Origin of the sequence: Mucilaginibacter sp. 22184 (assembly GCF_052045695.1) — a bacterium.
Classification (GTDB): domain Bacteria; phylum Bacteroidota; class Bacteroidia; order Sphingobacteriales; family Sphingobacteriaceae; genus Mucilaginibacter.
Genome location: NZ_JBQEPI010000002.1, coordinates 106851 through 128561, shown reverse-complemented (window position 1 = coordinate 128561; position 21711 = coordinate 106851). Strand labels below are relative to the sequence as shown.

General features: G+C 45.5%; 9 protein-coding genes and 1 riboswitch. All 9 genes read right to left on the bottom strand.

Going from position 1 to position 21711, the window contains the following annotated elements; all coding sequences use genetic code 11:
- Nucleotides 1–34: 34 nt before the first annotated feature.
- Complete coding sequence (locus ACTJKG_RS05785; protein ID WP_216650443.1) at nucleotides 35–1240, bottom strand: glycosyltransferase; 1206 nt, start codon at nucleotides 1238–1240, stop codon at nucleotides 35–37.
- A 21-nt stretch (nucleotides 1241–1261) separates the two neighbouring features.
- A complete protein-coding gene (locus ACTJKG_RS05780) occupies nucleotides 1262–2467 on the bottom strand; it encodes a glycosyltransferase (protein WP_440738598.1) in 1206 nt (401 codons plus the stop codon).
- A gap of 26 nt (nucleotides 2468–2493) precedes the next feature.
- Nucleotides 2494–3255: an alpha/beta fold hydrolase gene (locus tag ACTJKG_RS05775; RefSeq protein WP_440738597.1), complete on the bottom strand. Its 762-nt coding sequence runs from the start codon at nucleotides 3253–3255 to the stop codon at nucleotides 2494–2496.
- A complete protein-coding gene (locus ACTJKG_RS05770) occupies nucleotides 3246–3545 on the bottom strand; it encodes an acyl carrier protein (protein WP_166086025.1) in 300 nt (99 codons plus the stop codon). Before ACTJKG_RS05770 ends, ACTJKG_RS05775 begins: the two co-directional genes overlap by 10 nt.
- Nucleotides 3533–7816, bottom strand: coding sequence for a beta-ketoacyl synthase N-terminal-like domain-containing protein (locus tag ACTJKG_RS05765; RefSeq protein ID WP_440738596.1), 4284 nt, complete (start codon nucleotides 7814–7816; stop codon nucleotides 3533–3535). Before ACTJKG_RS05765 ends, ACTJKG_RS05770 begins: the two co-directional genes overlap by 13 nt.
- A 29-nt stretch (nucleotides 7817–7845) precedes the next feature.
- On the bottom strand, nucleotides 7846–14892 hold the full coding sequence (locus ACTJKG_RS05760; protein ID WP_440738595.1) for an SDR family NAD(P)-dependent oxidoreductase: 7047 nt from the start codon (nucleotides 14890–14892) through the stop codon (nucleotides 7846–7848).
- Nucleotides 14893–15713: 821 nt separating this feature from the next.
- Nucleotides 15714–17153, bottom strand: coding sequence for a SusD/RagB family nutrient-binding outer membrane lipoprotein (locus ACTJKG_RS05755; RefSeq protein WP_440738594.1), 1440 nt, complete (start codon nucleotides 17151–17153; stop codon nucleotides 15714–15716).
- A gap of 5 nt (nucleotides 17154–17158) precedes the next feature.
- The gene (locus tag ACTJKG_RS05750) at nucleotides 17159–20341 is read right to left on the bottom strand and encodes a SusC/RagA family TonB-linked outer membrane protein (protein ID WP_440738593.1); all 3183 of its coding nucleotides are present in this window, start codon (nucleotides 20339–20341) and stop codon (nucleotides 17159–17161) included.
- Between the two features lie 361 nt (nucleotides 20342–20702).
- Nucleotides 20703–21272, bottom strand: a complete 570-nt coding sequence (locus ACTJKG_RS05745) for a TlpA family protein disulfide reductase (protein WP_172333263.1) — start codon at nucleotides 21270–21272, stop codon at nucleotides 20703–20705.
- A gap of 121 nt (nucleotides 21273–21393) precedes the next feature.
- Nucleotides 21394–21502, bottom strand: a riboswitch (SAM riboswitch).
- Between the last annotated feature and the right edge of the window lie 209 nt (nucleotides 21503–21711).

The following is a 21711-nucleotide window of genomic DNA, read 5'->3' as shown; positions in this document are numbered from 1 at the left end:
GCAACAAATTGTGATAAAAGGTTTAGGTTGGTGGTTAGTTCAAAGGCGCCAGGACAGATTCTGCCGCGGCAAAATCTTCCAATAGCTGTACAGCCTTATCATTACCACCGGCGGCTACAAAGGTTTCATTTACCTTTATGGCAGCCTCCCGGTATTTCGGGTTTTGTAATAGCTCAAAAACGGTATCGCGCAGATCAGCAATACGCAAGCGCTTATACCGTATACTCACACCGGCACCTGAGTTCTCGATCAGTTTTGCAGTGTGGAAATGATCATAAGCGATAGGGGTGATCAGCATAGGTAATCCATTGATAAACGTATCATTTACCGTGTTGAAACCACCATGGCAGATCACGGCGTCCATATGCGGCATCAGTTCGGTTTGAGGTACAAAGCCGTTTACGATAAAATTATCGGGCCATACCTCAAAAATATCAGGATTGGTGGCGGCTACTATAGTTACCGGCTGATCTGCAAAAGCGGTTATCAGTTTCTGGAAAAATTCCTTGCGGATGTCAACCAGTAACGTACCTAATGATACAAATACCTTTGGTGTGGTAGCTTTTGCCAGCCTTTCCCAATCAAAAGCGGCATTGTTGGGCCTGCCTTTTACAGGGCCAACAAATTTCATGTGCGGTGATACTTCATCAAAACCAGCAAAGGCCTGCGAAGTAAATACCATGTTGAGCTTGTGGGAGTGGATAACGATCTCATCGCCATAAACACCAAACTCCTGCTGCAAGCCTTTTACCAGGTTTTGCTGCCATTCAAAAATTTTAGGTGCGCTGTTGGCGGTATCGCCCATCACATCTGGTGGTACAGGTGTAGTGGTTACCGATGGGATGCCTTTGATGTGGGCGCACAGGGCGCCTGCAAAGGTGATACAATCGTTAATGATCACATCGGGTTTCCAGGCATCTACAAAATTGCTTAGTCCGGGCATCATGATACGGGCAAAGGGCACGTAAGTTTCTTCCAAAGCCAGTTTCATCACCTCCGGACCTGAACAGGCAGGGCCATCATCCTGGCGTTTCAGGATCCGGTTTATTTCATCCAGGTGCTCTTCTAATTCGGCCGCGGGGTATATGAATTCGCCGCCAGCAGGGATATGTTTATCGGCCAGTGGTGTAATACCCAGCCACTTTACTTCATGACCGCGGGCAATAAGACTTGCACCAATACTTAATGTTGGACTGATATGCCCGAAAAATGGTGGAACAACAAATAAAAACTTTGCCATGGTAGATTGATGATGATATTGTTAGTTTTTTAATACTTCCAAAGATTGTTTTGACGCGACCTGCTCCAGCAGGTCGGCCGCGGTTGCTGTGCCGCCAGCCTCCAGGAATGATTGTTTGATCACTTCTGCTGATTCTTTATAAGCAGGGTTATTCAATACGGTGTTAACGGCTTCTTTCAAATGATGGGCCTTAAAACGGTTAAAGTTTAAGCGCTCACCGGCACCCGTGCGCACCACACGACCAGCCACATGTGATTGATCATAGGCAATAGGGATTACCACCATAGGTAAACCATTTGACAGCGTTTCGCAAACAGTGTTGTGACCACCATGACAAACTACGGCATCCAAATGAGGCAGCAGATCGAGCTGGGGTACGTGGCGCTGTACAATAAAGTTGGCGGGCCATTGCTCAAACAGGTCGGGGTCAGAAACCACAACTGCGGTAATATCCTCGTTACCAAAAGCTTCTATCACTTTGGTAAAGAAGCTCTTTTTATGCTCGTGGTCAAAAGTTGTACCTATGCTTATCAGTATTTTAGGATTGTTGCTCTCTTTTAGTTTATCCCAATCAAATGCCGTTTTGGTAGCCGGGCGATTGATCACCGGGCCGGTAAAACGGAAGTTTGGCGTTAATTCCATATCGCCAAAAAAGGCCTGCGAAGTAAGCACCATGGTTAGCAGGTCAGAACAAACAATAGGAGTAGGAACGTCAACCCCAAACTCCTGCTGTAAACCTATTACCTGGTTCATTTCCCATTCATGTACTTTAGGCAGTTCCTCCATTACTTTGATAGCAGCAGGTGCAGTTACCGATGTAGCATAGGGCAGCCCCTTATTGGTAGCTGCAATAGCACCCGCGAACATCTGATGGTCGGTGATCACCAGGTCTGGTTCAAATTGGTCGAGCAAATGGATAATGCCATCATAGCTATGACGGTTAAGGGGGATCAACACTTCCTCGTACAGGAATTTAAGACTATCAATCCCGTATACTATTTTTTTGGTGATGATGTCCAGGTATTGCTCGCTTTCCCGTTTCTGTTCGTCGTTTTCGTCGTAGCTGATGTGCAGCAGTTCGCCGCCTTCCGGAAGCCTGGCAGCCAGTGATTCGTCGAGCGTTATCCAGCCTACGCGGTGGCCGCGTTCCAGTAAAACAGCGCCCATGCTTAAAGTAGGGTTGATATGCCCGGTTAAAGGAGGTACTATAAATACAAACTTTGCCATAGGTATAAGTTTTTCGCGGGTAAAGTTTAGTTCCTGAAAAATGTATTGATCATATTAGCGATCAATACAGGTTCTTGTATCGGTATGTTATGGTCACCAGGAACCGGGGTTAGTTCTGATGTTTTTATCTTTTCATTGAGCTCTTTGCCGGTTTCCAGGCAGTTGGAATCTGCTCCGTAAAGCAATAGCGTATCTTTGTTCAAAAGTGATATCTCCGGCTCATCCAGAAAATCCTTTTCGGCTATCATATCACTTTTGATACTGGTTTGGTAAAACAGGTATTCATACATGCGGTGGTTACGTTCCATCTGCCGTTTACCCATTTTTACCTTGGTGGTATCGGTAAAGTTCTCTACGTAATGCTCCAAAAACTCACGACTGTAATCGTCAATAATACCACGTGCTTTCTCGTCCTTTGGATCAGGTGCTTCAATAACTACGAGCTTCTTTACCTTATCCGGGAAACGCAGCGCCATTTTCAGAGCGATCAACCCGCCAAAGCTGTAACCGGCCAGATGCACCGTGTTCAAGTTCAGCGCTTCCATCAGACCGTTCAGGTCATCGGTCATGCTGTTGAGGTCGTAACCGTGAAGGGTGCGTTCGCTCATGCCATGGCTTTTCAGATCGTACATCACCACGTGGAAATGCTCGGCCAGAATGGGGGCGATATTAAAATAATAAACAGAGAGGTTACTAAACATGCCATGAACCAGCAGCACGGTTTCGGCCGCGCCTTTGTTAAGCTCCTGGATATGCACATCCCTGTTATTTACTTTGATTACTGGCATTCGTAAATGTAATTGATGATCATACCTAAGTTCAGATTGATGAGCTGATCAAGATCCATGGATGACAACCAGCCGGTAAAATCGATCTGGTCACCAAAATGGGCTTTAATTTTTTCGGAAAAAGACACGATCTCGATGCTGTCCATTTCAAGGTCTTTGGTGAATGAACTTTCGGTAGTGATATCCATTTCCTCCACAAATTCCTCACCTATAACTTCGGTGATGAATTGCTTCATCAGATCAAATATTTCTTCTTTGTTTAGTTTTCCTGTTGATGCTACTGTGTCCATCCGATTATGTAGTTTTTATGTTTTAATGTTTTGATGTAAATGTCTTTAATGCGCAGTTCGTCGCCTTTAATCTCCTCAACTACGTATGCTTTGGGGTTACCTTGCAGGCCTTTGCCCAGGTATTTGCCATAAGCTTCCTTGGCCACCCAGAAACGGGTTGCCCATTCGGCTGCATCCTTGTCTTTTAACAGGGCTGTTTCAGTTTCGGTAAATACCATGTCAAAAAAGCCTGTGCCGCGATTTTCGATGGTTTCCATGTCGATACCCACCGGTTTATCATATTGGGCAATACCTACGGCATCTGTTCCTTTATGGGCAATGGATATGTGGATACCATCGGCAAGGCCACCACTTGGATAGGGCTTACCCAGCTCATCAGCCTTTATTTCGAAGGTGATAGGGTAGCAGGCCTGTTGTTTTTGTTTGTTGAGCAGGTTCCTCACAGCATCTTTTACCGCCACGCGACTGATCATCCAGATCTTGCGCTTGTTTGGCATCAGCGTGTTGTGGTGTTTTTTCTCGTCCTGGTTGAGATAACGTTTCAGGATAAAATCCCAGGATACCACGCGTGAGTAAGCCTGATGGAACATAAATATACCCGGCGCTATCTCTTCTGATAAACGGTTGTGCAATGGCGACATGGATACGTTCCACAGTGGTTCGTCAATTTCCAACCGTCGGTTTTGCCAGCCGGTGATGATGGCCCAGATCTTGCCGTTACGCTTCATCACAAAATCGGCAGTGGCAAATTCATCATTCAGTTCGGTGAGTACGCAGGTACACTCAAACTGACCTTTCTGGTCTTCCATTGGTTCAAAAAACTCGATCTCCTGAATTTTTACCGGGAATGCGATACGGTCTTTGGTGAGCGTTAATTGCAGCCATAAACCGAACAGTTGTCCGGCGTTATCCAGCAGGGAGCCTTTACCGGCATCGCCTTCAATAATACCGGTGATACCTTTTTTGCCTACAGCCGTTAGGGAACGAATACCCTGGTAACGCGGGCCATGGAACATATGCGCGTCATAGATCTGCTCGGCAGTGCGCTGAATATCCAGCAGTTCGCCTACATCAAAACGCCGGTCTGGTGCAGGGCTAAGCTCGCGGGCCAGTTGTACTTCGGCGTTGGCAAATTTATCCAGATCGAGGTAAACGCGTTGCTGATCTTTCCATTCACCGGTAACGGTTTCGCGGAAAGGTTTCACTACGTTCATCCATTGGAACACCTTAATGTTCATGATCTTTTGCACCTGTTCGCCGGGTGATTGTTCGGCAGCTATTTCGCCAAACATTTCAAATATCATGGTCATCGGTATCACCGGATCCATATCTTCTACACAATGCCAGCCTTTTGGCTGACGCAGCAGGGAGTGATCAATCAAATAAGGGCAGTTATCCAGACTAACATCCAGTTGTTTAGAAAAAGGAACCCTTTTTACCGGAGCATCAGTAGTTATTTGCGGTGGAGCCACAGGTGGTGGTGCCTGAACAGGTATTGATGTTGTCGTAGCTCGTACCACCGGTTGTGCAGGCCTGTTCTGGAAAAGCTGTAGCATCTCGTTCTGTATGCTCACCATTTCGGCCACGTTTTCGCTGAAGGCTCGCATAATCGGATCAGCAACGTCAACCAGCATAGCTTCGTGATTTACCGGTACCTGCTGTTTAACCGGGGCAAGATTTTTCAACCCGGTCAGGTTATGTACAATGGGCGAACCCAGTTCCAGTTTGATACCTTTTGTAGCAGCGGGTGAAGAGGTTTTTTGGCGACCCATAAAGTCAAGCGCAACCTCTTTACCTTCCACAAACAAGGCTGCCAATACCCGTTGCAATTGGTTTAAGCCAGGGCGCGTGGGTACGTTTGACGCTATAGTACTAAAGCTTTGGCCTTTTAAAGTATCGTCAATAAAACCTATCAAACCACCCGAGCCAACTTGTATAAAAACACGGGCGCCTTCGCTGTATAGTTTCTCGGTAAGCTCACGGAAACGTACCGGTTTGATCAAGTGCTCGGCGCTCAGTTGCCTGATGGCCTCAAAACCCTCCGGATAAAGCTCCAATGTAGTAGCCGACCACAGCGGCGTAGTTGTTTTGCGGAACTGCATGTTGCGCATCCCATCCAATATCAGGTCCAGCTTATCGGCCACAAAAGGGGAGTGGAAGCCCGATTGAAATGGCAGTATCTGGTGAAAGATCTGTTTGGCTTTTAATATCGGCACCAACTCATCCAACGCGGGTTTGCTGCCGCAAAGGATTACCTGTTGCGGGCAGTTATCGTTCGATAGGTATACATCCTTAATCCCGGCCATTATAGGCTCCAACTGATCAATACCGCAGCCCACCGCTATAAAGCGCGAATCTTTTAATTCAAATGTTTCGGGATTTAGTACATCCAGCAGTTCCAGTACCGAACTTTCCTCAGCCAGTTCGGATGAACGTGCCGCCAGCCACTCGCCCAGGCTGTGCCCGGCATTCATATCCGGTTTTACACCCAATTGTTTCAGGGCGGTATCCAGGATGCTGCTTTTATTGAGTATGCCTAAGGCTTCACTCAGTAAACCATCAGTTTCTGAACCGGTATCGTGGGTGATGTTGAAATAATTGGATACGGTAGTTACCTCACCACCTGCCAGACCATCAAGTCCGGGGAAAACGAAGGCTACCTTGCCACCATCGTTAAGCAACGGAGCGTTGGTATACCAGATATCCTGTTTATTGCGCCATGGATTGTTTTTGGCGGCTATTTTGGTTGCTTTTTTTATTCTTTCGGGTGTTGGGTCAAATAAGGCTATGCGGAAGTTGCCTTGGCCTTCGCTGAAGTCTCCTGTTTCCAACGCGGTGATCAGTGCCTCGTGCGTTTCACGGGCCAATAATAATACCTCGTCCTTTTTAGGCGCATTAAAGCCTTCCAATACCACGTGAGCATTAATGCCGCCAAAACCAAAGGCATTTACACCGGCAAACTTGGGTAAACCAGATGCCGACCAACTACGGGATGCCTGTACCGGTGAAAACCGGGTTTTTTCCATTTGAGTCAAAGGCGTTTCGCAATGCAGGGTTGGCGGCAAAGTATCATGATACAAAGCCAGGCAGGTTTTGATAAAACCAGCAATACCCGCGGCAGGCATGGCATGACCGATATTTGATTTTACCGAACCGATTCCTGCATCAGGCAGTTCGGGATGGTAGCCAAAAAACTGGGCCAGGGTTTGCAGCTCGGTCTTGTCGCCAAGTGGGGTACCTGTACCGTGCGCTTCCAGGTACCCAATCTTATCTGTAGGTACACCTGCGTTTTCCCAGGCCTGCTCAATGGCTTTAAGCTGGCCTTTTACCGCAGGGCTCATTACGCTGGTGCCGCTGCCATCGCTGCTGACACCAATACCTTTTATAACTGCGTAAATTTTGTCTTTATCGTTTATGGCGTCTTCCAGGCGTTTTAAAACTACAAAGCCGCAGCCTTCACCAATGATCAGGCCATCAGCTGCAGCGTCAAAAGGCTTTATTTTTTCCTGGCGGGATAGAGCTCCCAATTGCGAAAATATGCTCCAGAAAGCAGCGTTTTGCCCGGTGTGCACACCACCGGCTATCACCATATCGCAACGGCCGCTGTTCAGTTCTTGTACACCATGATCGATAGCAATGAGTGAACTGGCACATGCAGCATCCAGAGTGAATGCCACACCGCCCAAATTTAAGCGGTTAGCCACCAGCGATGCTACCAGGTTGGGGATAAGCCCCATGGCGGTATCGGCGCTAAAACGCCCCTTGCGTAGTTGGAATTCCTGTTTTACTTTTTCTACTTCGGCATCGCCCAAGCCGGGTAATATTTCTTTTAATAAGGAAGCGATCTGCTCGCCGGTACGTACTATCTCAATGGCACGGGTTGCACCGGGACCGGTATAATTACCTTTACCAATGATAATCCCCGTTTTATCCAGCGTAACATTGCGGGCAAATACACCTGCATCTTCCAACGCTTTGTAGGCCAGATCGAGCGTGAGCAGATGATCTGGCTCGGTGCCTTCAACAGCTACCGGCAGAATGCCGAAGCGACGAGGGTCAAATTCATAATCAGGAATAAAGCCGCCGCGGTTACAGTAAAAACGATCTACTGCCGACCCCTCTTTACTAAAATGCACCGGATCAATACGATCCGGTGGCACTATTTGAGTTGAGTCGACCCGGTTAATTATATTTTGCCAGAAGGTTTCTACATCGCCCGCTCCCGGAAAAATGCATGACATCCCTATTACTGCTACATCCGTTTTCTTCATATGTGGAATGTGGTTTAACCGATGTATAATTACCAGTTGTTACCTGCCATAATTAATACCTGGCTCTCTTTGCCGTATTTTAATTCATTTAAAAATATTTCACGACCATGTTGCAGCGGTATCAGCGCTATGCCACGGCGTTCGTATTCTTTTTCGAGGGTTGGCGATACCATGCCGGCACCTTTCCATGGGCCCCAGTTGATAGACATTACCTTACCATTGATGCGTTTGTTAAGCACCCATGCATATTTGTCTAACACGCTGTTAGCTGCCGCATAATCTGTTTGTCCGCGGTTACCATAAACCGAAGCGATACTCGAGAACAGGATCACGAACTGTGTTTCCGGACGCAGTTGCTCGGCCAGGATACGCAATGGTTTTACCTTGGTATCGAAAACGCGGCCAAATGATTCCGGGGTTTTGCTTTGGAATAATTTATCTTCCAGTAAGCCTGCACCGTGTACCACACCATCTATACGGCCATATATTTCATAAGTATCATCGATAAAGCTGCTCAGGCGTTGCTCATCGCACAGGTCGAGTGATTTGTACACTACGGTTGAACCACCGGCTTCCATTTGAGCGATGGTGCGCATCACCTGGTTGTTTTTGTAGATACGGGCAGTTTCCTGTTCAACTTCGGCAGGTTTTTTAATAACGCCTTGTTTGATCACGAATGCACGAATCTCATCTTTTGATTCCAGCGCGTCGGCAGCGCTTGCTTCAGCTTTTCTTGGATCGGCAGAGCGTCCCACCAGGATATAAGTACATGGATAATCCTTAGCAAAATGGATCATCAGCTCTGAAGTGATACCCTGGGCACCGCCAAATACGATCACTACCGATTTTTTATCCAGTTTAATATGTGATTCTTCCAAACCGGTGATCAGTTGCGACGGGATCAGTTCCATTACATGTCTTTGATGATCACGGTAAATCACTTCCGATGGTTTATCGGGATTAAGGATCTCTTTCAGGGTAACGTCAGCTATCTCCTCAGTGGTCATTGGCGTGCCTACGCTTACTACACGGCATTTGGTTTGTTCAAACTCGCGGTCGAGGCTTTTAAAGAAGCCCGGATAACCCTGGTAGCGTCTTAACAAGCTGATGTCCGTAAATTCATTCAGATGCAGCATGGTATCTGATATGATATAAACCCATTTTACAGTGTCAAAATCCAGTTTCTTGATCAAAGCGAAGTGATCGATTATACCTACTGTTTTTTGAGAAGCAAACATATTAAGGATGATCAACCCTTGATAGCCCTGCAGGTTACCACCGGCATACACAATATCGGCCAGTGCGCCGTGCTGTTCCAGTAAATGTTTGATCTTGATAGCCTGTATACCACCATCGTCAGTAATTGCAAAGCGTTTACCTTTAATAATGGCGTCTTCGGCAGTTGCCTGTTTGGTAGGGGTAAGCTCGAAACGTAAACGTGACAATGTTTCGTCGGCTGTTGGTTCGGCTACGGGCTCTTCTATGATCTTTTTAGCTTCGGTCACCAGTCCTTCTGTTTCTGATTCAATTTCAGCAATCCAGTTGGCCAGGCCATTCAATGTTTTAATGGCTGCCAGTTTTTCCATCATATCATCTGCCTGTTCATTGGCTTTTCCAAAACCTATCTTTAGTTTCAGATCGCCGATGATCTCCATACGTTTGATCGAGTCGATGCTCAGGTCGGCTTCCATATCCAGGTCCATACCCAACATTTCCTGCGGATAACCTGTTTTATCGCTTACTACAGATAATATGGCCGCTTTCAGGTCTTCAATAGAGAATTTAACTTTTGAAGTTGTCTGCACATTAACCTCCACATTAACTGCAACAGGTGCAGCTGCGGGTGCCTGTGCTGTATTTTCATTGATCCAGTTTACCAAACCGCTCAGGGTTTTGATACCGGCCAATTGCTCCATCATGGTGTCCTCGCTTTTTTCGCTGTTGCTAAAACCGCCCAGCTCGGTGCGTAAAGTACCAATGATTTCCACCCGTTTAATAGAGTCGATGCTCAGATCGGCTTCCAGGTCCATCTCCATACCCAGCATATCCTGCGGATAACCGGTTTTATCGCTCACTACCTGTAATAATACCTGTTTAACATCTTTTTGCGCGGCAACTTGTGCTGCTACCGGTTGTGCGATAGCTTTTACTTCCTGTTTAACTTCAACAGGGGCTACCGGGATAGGGTGTTGCTGCACATAAGCTTGTTGCTGATATTGTGGCGCCTGCTGCTGGTAAATCATCGGGCTGCCCGGATTTTGTCCTAAAAAGGACATCATCACATCTCTTTGGGCCTGTATCAGCATTTTCATGCTGTTCAGGTATTCCTGCATCATCAGTTCCGCACCCGAATTTACGACGGTGTGCGTTTGTGTCGGTACTTCGTTGTTTTTCATTTTAATAGGTTCAATGATAGGTAGGGCTCCGTTAGCCGGCAGCTTTCCATTAGCAGGTATGGCTTGCTGGCCGTTTACGTACCAAACAGCAGCGCTCTTTTTGTATAAAGCTGGTTCGTCCAGGTTTAATAATTTGGCGCCGCGGCCTTCAAATAATTTCTCGATATGGATGTTACGGCCTGTAGCCATATAGTCGGCCAGCATACAAAGCAGATGGGTTAGCTTGTTGCGGCTGTTATCTTCGGCAAATAACAATACTTCGTCTTTACCCAAACAGGCTTTAGTTAAACCGGTTAATACTTTACCCGGGCCAACCTCTATAAATATCCGGGCGCCTGCGGCGTACATTTGCTGTACTTCTTCCACAAATTTTACCGGTTTTACCAGGTGATCGCTTAAGCGTTCTTTTATTTCTTTGGCTTTAACAGGGTAGGCAGCTGCGGTAGTGTTTGACCATACCGGCAAGTGCAGATCGTTAAAGTTTACACCGGCAAGTACTTCGGTATACAGTTCTTTTGATCTGGAAACCAGCGGGCTGTGGAATGCACAGGCTACTTCCAGTTTCCTGGCCGATATTTTTGCCGTTTTTAATGTTTCCATTAAGCTGTGTATGGCAGGGGTTGTACCAGCAATTACACATTGTAACGGAGAGTTATAATTAACCGGGTAAATATCTTTTAATCCCGAAATGATTTTTTGTAATTCGTCCTGAGTAGCGTTTACGGCTATCATCGCGCCCGCGTCGCCATCAACAACGGCGTCTAATATTGATTGGGCACGTTTGGCGCTCAGGTTTACCAGTTCGTTTTCGTCAAACGCTCCGGCAAAACACAGGGCTGGCAATTCGCCATAGCTATGACCGGCAACCATATCCGGCTCAATGCCCAGGTTTTTCAGGAAGTTGGCCAAAGCAAGGTCAACCATACCCAGTAATGGCTGTGCCATGCGGGTATCTTTAATGGTCTCTTTCTGCTCTTTGATCAGTTCCGGATCGAAGGCCGCGTTCGGGAACAGTACTTTTTCATATTCAGGGTACTGCTTTAATAAAGTACGCATAGCCGGGAACACCACGAACAGGTCGCGTGCCATATTGATACGCTGACTTCCCTGGCCAGGGAACATGAACGCTACTTTACCATCCTGCTTTTTAACTATATAAGTGTCTTTGCTTTCGATGCCTGAAAGGGCCAGTTCAACCTTCATCATCAGGTCATCGGCATTGTCGGCAACGATGCTCAATTGTACCGGTTTGGTACTTGCAGTTGCTAAGCTAAAGGCTATGTCTCTCAGTTCGATATTGCCGTTGATCTCCAGTAAAGCTTTTACTGAGTTTAGTTTTGCTTTTGCTTCGTCGTAAGTATCACCACGGAAAACAAAAAGCTCTGAAGGCCATGACGTTAATGCCGGGTTTTCTGCCGGTACCGGGGTGCCGCTTTCAATTACAGCGTGGAAGTTGGTACCGCCAAAACCGAATGCACTTACACCAGCATAACGTTTTTCTTCCATCCATAAACCAGCTTCGGTATGGAAAGCGAAGGGACTTGTCTCCGGATTATAAAACGCGTTTGGTGATGTTAAATTAATGGTTGGTGGTTTTATACCATGATAAACCGCCAGGGATGCTTTGATCAGTCCGGCTAAACCAGCGGCGCATTTGGTATGCCCGATCTGTGTTTTTACCGAACCCAGGTGTGTTTGACCCGCAAGGGCACCCGATTGGTTCAGCATATCGGTCAATGCGCTTAACTCGGTTTTGTCACCAACTACGGTACCTGTACCATGTGCCTCAACCAAACCTAATAACGATGGAGTGATACCGGCTTGTTCATAAGCACGTTCCAATGCACGAACCTGACCGATCTTGCGCGGAGCGGTTAAGCCCAGCGCTTTGCCGTCGCTTGATCCGCCAACACCTTTGATCACCGCATAAACGCGGTCGCCATCGCGCAGGGCATCTTCATGTCTTTTTAATACGATCATGGCAACACCTTCGCCTAAAGCTATACCATCAGCCTCATCATCAAATGTGGCGCAACGGCCTTTGCGGGATAGGGCATGGGTACTCGAGAACATCAGGTAATCATTGATGCCATTGTGTAAATCGGCACCACCGGCCAGTACCATGTCTGATTTTTCGAGGAACAATTCCTGGCAAGCCAGGTCAATAGCGGCTAACGACGATGCACAGGCGGCATCTACCGTAAAGTTACGGCCACCAAAGTCCATACGGTTGGTGATACGACCCGAAATTACGTTGGCCAGGATACCCGGGAACGAATCCTCGGTAGTTTTTGGCAGTGCGGCGTCTACTTCCGCAGGAATCTCGCCAAATACCTGTTTGTAATATCCTCTGAAACTGTAGCTGTTGGCCAGGTCGTTACCACCTTCGGCACCAATAATTACAGAGATATTATCACGATCAAAATTGCCGCTGCCATAACCTGCATTTTCCATAGCCTGTTTGGCCACCAATAAGGTTAACAGCTGTGTCGGTTCAATTGCCGCCAATGATTGCGGCGGGATACCAAACTCCAATGGATCAAAATCGATCTTTGGAATAAAGCCACCCCACTTAGAATGCGACATATCGTCGGCGGTAGATGTAGGATCGTAATATAAGGCTTTATTCCAGCGCTCATCAGGCACTTCGGTAACGCAATCTTTTCCTAAGATGATATTGCGCCAGTATTCTTCAATATTTTTTGCTTCAGGGAAAATACAAGCCATGCCCACGATAGCCACATCAAGCGAACGCTCGGTCGACTCTGGCGCTGCTGGTAAAGCAGCTTCCTGGATATGCTGATAATTGTTTTCGGCAACATCCTGGTGTAGTTCCAGTAAAGAAATAACTTTATTGTGCATCACGGCCACCTGACCGATCATGTACATGCCCAGGCTCAACTGATCGGCCTCGTTGATGGTAACCAGTTCGTCGCCGCGACGCTCGATGCCTTTGGCGGCGATGCGCAGACGGCCTACGTTCAGGCTTTCCAGTTTTTCCCAAATTTCTTTTTTGTCGATACCGGCCTCTTGTAGTTTGTCTTTCTCTGTACTAAAGAAATCGGCGAATGCTGTATTCAGGCAACGTGTTTCATGGCCCGGTGCTGTTTCCAGCAATACGGTATCCTTTGCTTGCAGGGCCTGCTCCTGGAATTTATCCTGGATGGCACCAGTGATCACCGCTTCTTTAGTATATAAATAAGCGGTACCCATCAGCACACCTATTTTTACACCTTTGGCGGCCAGTGGCGCTGCCATTACGGCGATAAAGGCTGATGAAAAAGCATCATGTATACCACCTGCAAAAAATACGCTGATCTCTTCGGGCTTGTCTTCTTTTAACAGGCGCTCTATTTGTTTTTCCCAAAGCACCATGCTCGATAGCGGGCCAACGTGGCCACCGCACTCGCGGCCTTCAAAAACAAAACGGCGGGCGCCTTCTTTCAGGAACATGTCCAGCAGGGAAACTGAAGGGACATGTAAAAATGTTTTTATACCCACTTTTTCAAGCGGTTTAGCCTGTGATGGCCTGCCGCCTGCAATCAATACTACAGGTGGTTTAGCTTCCAGAATGTATTGCATTTGCTCGTCGCGCAGTTCCTGTGGGGCAAACCCCAGGATACCTACACCCCAGGTTTTATTACCGGCGAGTTTCTTGGTATCCATCACCAGTTCTTTAGCGCGGGGGCCTTTTAATAATGACAGCGCGATGAATGATAAAGCGCCCGCTTCTGCCACGGCATCGGCAAATGGAGCTACATCGCTTACGCGGGTCATTGGGCCCTGGGCAATAGGATAGGTGATATTCAGATCTTTGGCTAAAGCATTGTTTGGTCTGATCACGTTTAGGGCCCGTGCCTGGTTCAGGTGGCCATACATGGCTTCTTTGATACCAAATACAAGTTTGTTTAGTTTTTTATAACGGTTAACCAGATCGGTGGCCAGGGCGATGTCCTGACCCATAGGAATATAGCTTTTATCTACCTGAAGATCGGTGAAATAAGCTTTAAGATTAGTATAAGTAATATTATCTGGCAGGGCAGGAGAGTTTGGACGAACCAGTACCCTGCAGTTGTCGATCAGTTTAGTTTCAGTGCCACTTAGTTTAGTGCAAAGTTCTTTTAATTCTTTTGGTGCAGAGCACTCCGGGAATAGTGCTAATTGGCTATCTAATATAACACCGGCTGCTCCTTGCGCAGATAACGCGGCTGCTGTATGTATACCCACACCGCCCTGCACCCAAACCGGGATATCTTTTACCTCCTGTATAACGCGCTGAAATAGGATGTATGATGATTCGTAAGCCACATTACCGGCACCTTCATTCCCTTTAATAATGATACCTGCCGCGCCTTGTGCTTTTGCCTGTTTAGCAGAAGCAAGGTCATAAACCTGGTAAACAAGCGCGGTATTTTTAGGCTGTTTGATCTTTACCCCGAATGGAGCTATGATCATGCTCACCTGCTCAGGGAGTTTGATATCGATGATGTCGGCTCCTGTAAAACAAACACCAAAATCGATTAAGCCGCGGTTTACTAAATTTTCAAGCGCAGCTTCGGCAATGGTTTTGTTGAACCCAAGACTCAGTACAGGATAAGCTCCCGCCTGATGCAGATCAAGTGCAAGCGATACATCGGGTTTTTCGAAGGGGGTTAATCCAATTATTGCACGTTTTTTCATGGTATAGGGTAGATAAAATTTTTAAATAGATGGCTATCTGCAAAAACTACCATACAAATCCCAGATGAGGATATAGAGAACACTAAATATTATGGCAGATGAAAATAATAAATCAATCTTATACTTTAATCAAAAAGTAATAATTTAACAACAAAGACATCTTAATCTTATTAATTATACAATAATACCACTATATTTTTATATTTCTGCACAGTGAATACAATGAACAGAAAAAGAACAAAATGAAAAAAAAGCCCCGGAACATATGGTAATGGCCTAATATTATGTTGTTTATCAGAGAGATTAAAGGATTTACCTCAAATAATAATGATAATTATTGGTTAATAAATAGATTCCCTTGAGTTAAATATCTTTATTCGGCGTAATTTTGACTAATTTGTTAATATTTATTTAAAGTAGAATTTACCTTGATGTAATTGCTTTGAATATAATTAATTTAATATGTAATTAATTGATAATTAGATATTTATATATTGTCTGTAAAAATAATATCTATCAAGTGTTTGGTAGCCAGTTAGTTTGGAAGAGAAGAAGGTGGGGTATTCATAAAGCCTGCTATTGGTACTTTTTGAAATTTATATTGCCTATGGAATTAAAAAATAAACTAAAGTGTAAGTATTTATATAAATTCAGGTCTTGAGGACTGATTTTAGAGCTATTAGCTCTGCTTTTTTATCTTTTTTCGCTTGTTTAAGCTCTGCTAAACTATGTTTTAATGGGTTGAGTAAAAAGGTTTCAATAGTTTATAAACAAGAAAAGACCGCTTAAGCGGTCTTTTCTTGTTTATAGGTGACATTATATTAGTTCACATCAAACCAAAGTTTGGTGGTGAGCACGTCGGGGCCCTGGTTGGCTACGGCTGCCTGATAGCTGGCACCATTTAACGTTTGCTCGGTACCCGGGTAGATAAACCTTACCGGCATTTTACCGTTCAAAGTACCAGCGACAGCAGGCTTTAGTTGCGGGTAGTCCAGGCGGCGCCATTCGGCAAAGGCTTCCAGACCCTGGCCAAATAAGGCTATCCATTTTTGATTACCGATTGATTTTTTATAGTTCGATGCATCATACTTAACCGCCGCGGTGTTAAGATAGGTGGCAATGGCCGCATTCCCGATGCTGTATTGTTGTAATGAAGCGGTTACTGCCTGGTTGTACAGATCGGCTGCGTTACCGGCTATAAAGCCGCGTGCTACGGCTTCGGCCTGATCAAACAATACCTCGGCATAACTGATGATTACCGCTGGGGCATGCGGAGCCAGGAAATAGGTGCCTGGTTTTGAGGTTTTGGTTAATCCCAAACTGCTGGCATCGCCAACCAATAAACCATTGGGCACGCCTACATAGGTTTGCGGGGTAGCATCTTTGGTTGGACTGGCAAAAATTGGCAGGCGAGGATCATTTAGCGCAAATAGCTGGTCGACTATGGTTTTGCTGATACGGTAATCATCGCGGGTATCAAACAAATTGCTTATCGGGTTTTGGTTGGGCGAATCAACGTAAACCAGTTGCGCAATCTCGCCGTTTGAGCTGATATAACCGCTGCCTTCGGCCTGTACATCTGCCAATACCTGTTTAGCTTTATCAGGTTCTCGATCGGCAATACGAAGCGCGATACGCAAACGCAGCGAATTAGCGAATTTTTTCCATGAGGCAATATTACCACCATATATCACATCACCTGAAATGCCTTTGCCCGAAGTGCTAAGTGCTGTTTGAGCGGCTTTCAAATCATCAAGCAAGGCAAAATACACATCTTTCTGTGTATCATATACCGGAGTAAGGTTTTGATCAATATTAACCGCCTGTTTATAAGGTATGTTGCCATACTGATCGGTAAGCAGGGTAAATACCCATGAACGCAGTACTAGGGCAACGCCTTTATAATTAGTATTTCCCTGGCCATCGGCTATTGAAATGATCTTATTCAGGTTGATAACACCTTTGGTGTATGATGTAGTCCATAAGCTTTGAAACGAGCTGTTGGTATAAATGTACCGATCCGGATCGGTATACTGAATTTTGGCCCAATGCTGTGCAAAAAGCAGGCTTGAGTTCATGTTGTTGTCGGTACCCCAATAAGTATCGGCCATGTTTTTGATCACGCCGGTAAGCAGGTAGTCGGGAAGCGGGTTTTCGGTAGCATTGGGGTTTACATTAACTTTTACCAGCTCTTTTTTGCACGATGCCAATGATAATAACAACGTGCCTGATAATATGATGGATGTATATTTAAGTTTCATTACAATTAGAATTTAAGGTTAACATTAAAACCAATGTTGCGTACAGTTGGCAGGGTTAAATCTTCCATACCTTGCGCGTTGCCGGTACTAAATGCGGTTTCCGGATCGATGTTTGGCGCATTTTTGTGGATGATCAACAGGTTACGGCCTACAACAGCGAATGACGCTCCCTGGAAGCCAATGCTTTTGGCCCATTTTTGAGGCAGGGTATAACCCAGTTTTACTTCCCTTAATTTAACATAGGTGGCGCTGTAAACAAATGGCTCATCGGCGTTGGTTAAAGCTTTATAGTATGCCTGTGCTGATAAAATGGTGGTGTTTTTACTGCCATCGGCTTTTACACCATTGTACACAATACCATCATTATATACGGTTACGCCATTTGGTGCGCTGCCGCTTATCTGTACCGGTGCCGATGATGTATTGTTACCCGGGTAATAATAGCTTATACCGCCATTAGATGTACCACGGCCTGGCAGGGTAGATGCCAGTATACCGGTATAGGTGCCTGTGCTGTTGGTGCCTGAGTAAATAGAACCACCAATGTGCGCATCGATCAATACACTTAAATTGATGCCTTTATAGGTAAAGCTGTTGTTGATGCTGCCCAGCCAGTCTGGTGTATATTTACCCAGATACTGGATAGTTGGGTTAATGGCAGGTGTACCATCGGCATTTACAATTACCTGCCCGCTGGCGTTACGCTGAAAAGCGTTACCATAAATAGCGCCGTATGGCTTGCCTACCGCGGCCAGTACCTGTACAGTGCCATCAGATCCTAACAGATAGCTCTGCAGGTTGCCTTCATTGTACAACGAAAGTACCTTGCTCTTGTTGCGGGAATAGTTTACGTTTACATCCCAGCTAAAATCTTTTAATTTAACCGGTGTTAAACCTAATACTACCTCCAGGCCCTTGTTATTAATAGTACCGCCGTTGATAAGCTTTTGGCTATATCCGGTCGACTGGCTTACATTCACATTAAGTATCTGGTTTTTACTGTTGGTGTTATAAACACTTGCATCTAAACGGATCCTGTCGTTAAAAAAGCCCAGCTCAAAACCGGCTTCGGCCGAGGTTGTTATTTCGGGCTTTAAGTTAGGGTTAAGCTGTATGCTGTTGGCGCTTTGCTGTGGGTTTCCGTTAAACGGAGCGGTGAAGTTGTAAAAGTTGATCAGCTGGTAAGGATCGGTGTCTTTACCTACTTTTGACCATCCGCCACGTAGTTTTAAATAACTTAATATATCGCTTTTAATATCCAGCGCTTCTGATAATACCAAACTGCCGTTTACAGAAGGATAGAAGTAAGCTAAACTGGCTTTTGGAAGGGTTGACGACCAATCGTTACGGGCTGTAACGTTAATAAACGCGTAGTTCCTGAACCCGATTTGTCCCGAAGCAAAATAGCTGTACCTTTTTGATTTACCAAAGTTGTTTGACGATATCAGCGGATCGCGTGAGTTGCTCAGTGTATATAAGCCGCTTACCGCCAGTTTAGGCGCTTTTTGGTCGTTATTTTCGAAAGTATTTACCCGGATGTTACCACCGATCAACGCGTCGATCGAGAAATCATCGTTTAATTTTTTGGTGTATTGCAACCTGCCTTCGGTATTGGTTTCGGTAACGTCATAAGCATCTTCTTCGTACGAGCCGAATGGTGTACCATTGGTGCCATAAGCTATCCTGATCTTACGGCGATCATTATAATAATCGGTACCGGTACGGAAATTAGCCGACAGGCCATCAATGATTTTATAATTCAACTCCGCGCTACCAATAAAACGGTTGCGGGTTTGGCTCACGGTATTTTCATAAGCCTGGAAGTATGGGTTGCTATAATAGCTGTTGTTCCAGTTAAACGTATTGCCATTGGCATCGCGGTAGTTTTTTAGCTGGCTGATATCAACCTGACGGCCAAACCAGGTAAACTGCAGCATGGTACTGGTAGCACGTTTACCGCCCGAGCCCGGTAAATTATCGGCATCGTCTTTAATATAGTTGGCAATGGTAGTTAAGGTTAATTTAGGCGTAATTTTATAGGTAGCATTCAATATAAATGAATTGCGGCCCTGCTCTGTATTGGGAATTACGCCGGTTTGGTGCAGGTTGTTATAGCCTAAACGGAAATCATATTTATCGCCCGAGCCGGAAAGTGAAACGCCATTGTTGAGCGTAACACCTGTTCTGAAAAAATTCTTTACGTTATCGGGATGCGCCACAAACGGAACCGGAACGCCATTGGAGTTAAACTGCGGTATAAGCTGGCCATTTAACGCGGGTCCCCAGCTTTCGTCAACACCATCATTAACACCGCCGCCTTTACCATCCACATAGCTGAATTTACCGTTTGAACCTTGTCCGTATTCGTTTTGATATTTAGGCAGGCCCAATAAGCTCGAAAATGAAGTATTGGAGTTGATGTTAACACCAAGGCCTTTGGCGCCTTTACCGGTTTTGGTTTTGATGAGGATAACACCAGCCCCAGCGCGTGAACCATAAAGCGCGGCCGCATTAGGGCCTTTTAATACCGAAATGGATTCAATATCCTCGGAGTTGATGTCTGAAATAGGATTGGCAAAATCCCTTGAACCGCCTACACCCAATTGCTGGGTATTATCAACCGGTAAACCATCAACCACAAACAATGGCTGATTATAGCCTGCAATAGAAGTTTCGCCACGGATAATGATACGTGACGATCCCATATCGCCCTGGCTGTTGGTTACATTTACACCTGCTATTTTACCACTCAGCGCATTCACCAGGTTGGTTTCTTTGGCCTCAGATATATCTTTTGATTTAAGACCCTGTACGGCATAACCGAGCGTCTTTTTATCTTTAGATATATTGAGAGCGGTAACCACAACCTCGTTCAGGGCGTTGGCTTGCTCCTCCAGTATAATGTGGAGTGATGCATCAGCCCCGGTAACAGGTATTTCTTTGGTAGTAAAACCAATATAAGTTATCCGTAGCACATCATTTACTTTGGCGTTGAGGCTAAACCGGCCATCACTGGCGGTTTGTACACCGTTGGTGGTTCCTTTAACAGAAACACTCACGCCGGGCAGGGGCAGCCCGTCTGACTTGGCGGTTACCACCCCGCTTATTTTAACAGATTGCGCCGCAACCGTTTGGATGAAAATAAAAGGCAACAGTATTGCCAGTAGTAGTTTGTAATTTTTAAACATGGTAATGGATTGTGAATGTTAATGATACCATACAGTACCGGGAATGATCAAAGGTTTTACTTACCCGCCAATTGGGCGGTTATATCATTCCGTTAAACTGTAAAAGTTTTGATTGTTGGGTTGTGTTGCGTTGATTGAGATAAAAGCCTGACCGACCCGAGCAACGCTGTGTTTTAACAGCAGCAACACATGTTTTGCATAGATGACATAGGGGTAGAAGAAGGTATTAAAGTGTAAATGTTCAAAACAATAGCGTTGTTTAAGGTTATGTAATTTGTTTTCATGCGCGTTGTGATAATCAGTTAAATCGATATAGCAGTTACGGTGACAACATAAAGCGACACCTGCCCGGTTATTTATTTTAGTTTACAGAGGCGGTTTTATTGTTCACCAAAGCGTCCACCACTTTTACCATCGAAGCAAACTCCTGCGTATCATACAGGCGGGTGAGGTAAACAATGCGTCCATCACGATCGATCACCACATTGCGGGTAACACCACTCTTTTTATTGGCGAATTTTCCAAAAATATTCGCCCCCGGATCAAGCGCCAGGTTGTAGGTGATCTTCATATCGTGGTGAAATTTCTGCACTTTTTGCAGAGGTTCATCGCGGTCGACACCGATTAATACCAGTCCCTGGTCTTTGTAGGTTTCCCAGATGTCTTTTTGCAGATGTGGCATTTCCTGGCGGCATACGCTGCACCAGCTGGCGGTAAATTGCAGTATAACTACTTTGCCGCGTAATTGCTTTAAAGTTGTTTTGGTACCATCGGTAAGTACCAGTTCAAAATCATCAGGGGCCTGTTCGCCAACTTTAACCAGGTAACCGCGGTCGATATTGGCCGAGTCAATAGCTTGGGCCGATTGTGCCCGGGCAGCAATACCGGTAAACAGGAAAAGATAAACTATGAGTAAAAATTTGTTGTTCATTTGAATATATTAAATAGGGCCCTCTATAATTAAGCAGGCGGTAAAAAATAACTTTTTCAATTAAACAGAAAGGATGGAAGGGGGATATCGAAACAGGCTATAGCTGTATTGTGTGGACGTATCATTATCTTTTCTGCAATTTTTGCAGATAGGAATTAGCACCTTTATAACAATCTGTACAGGTTGCTAAGACATCACAGGGCCTTTCCCTCAGTCTTTCTGGATAATTAAAAAATGAAATAAAGAACGATTTCGACTGCAAACATATAAATAATTCTACTAATTCCATAGACTTTATATTAAATTGATAATTTTCGCTTATTTCTTACAATCTGGTGGCAAATGGGAGGAGGTAAGAAATAAACTCACCAAGCGTCATTGCGAGCGCAGCGTGGCAATCCCTAACTATACAGAGCGGCTCTGCCAATTGGGGATTGCC

What these genes read in the sequence shown, in the direction of transcription:
- ACTJKG_RS05785 (WP_216650443.1), bottom strand. Translation starts at nt 1,240, where the DNA reads ATGGCAAAGTTTTTATTTGTTGTTCCACCATTTTTCGGGCATATCAGT.
- ACTJKG_RS05780 (WP_440738598.1), bottom strand. Translation starts at nt 2,467, where the DNA reads ATGGCAAAGTTTGTATTTATAGTACCTCCTTTAACCGGGCATATCAAC.
- ACTJKG_RS05775 (WP_440738597.1), bottom strand. Translation starts at nt 3,255, where the DNA reads ATGCCAGTAATCAAAGTAAATAACAGGGATGTGCATATCCAGGAGCTT.
- ACTJKG_RS05770 (WP_166086025.1), bottom strand. Translation starts at nt 3,545, where the DNA reads ATGGACACAGTAGCATCAACAGGAAAACTAAACAAAGAAGAAATATTT.
- ACTJKG_RS05765 (WP_440738596.1), bottom strand. Translation starts at nt 7,816, where the DNA reads ATGAAGAAAACGGATGTAGCAGTAATAGGGATGTCATGCATTTTTCCG.
- ACTJKG_RS05760 (WP_440738595.1), bottom strand. Translation starts at nt 14,892, where the DNA reads ATGAAAAAACGTGCAATAATTGGATTAACCCCCTTCGAAAAACCCGAT.
- ACTJKG_RS05755 (WP_440738594.1), bottom strand. Translation starts at nt 17,153, where the DNA reads ATGAAACTTAAATATACATCCATCATATTATCAGGCACGTTGTTATTA.
- ACTJKG_RS05750 (WP_440738593.1), bottom strand. Translation starts at nt 20,341, where the DNA reads ATGTTTAAAAATTACAAACTACTACTGGCAATACTGTTGCCTTTTATT.
- ACTJKG_RS05745 (WP_172333263.1), bottom strand. Translation starts at nt 21,272, where the DNA reads ATGAACAACAAATTTTTACTCATAGTTTATCTTTTCCTGTTTACCGGT.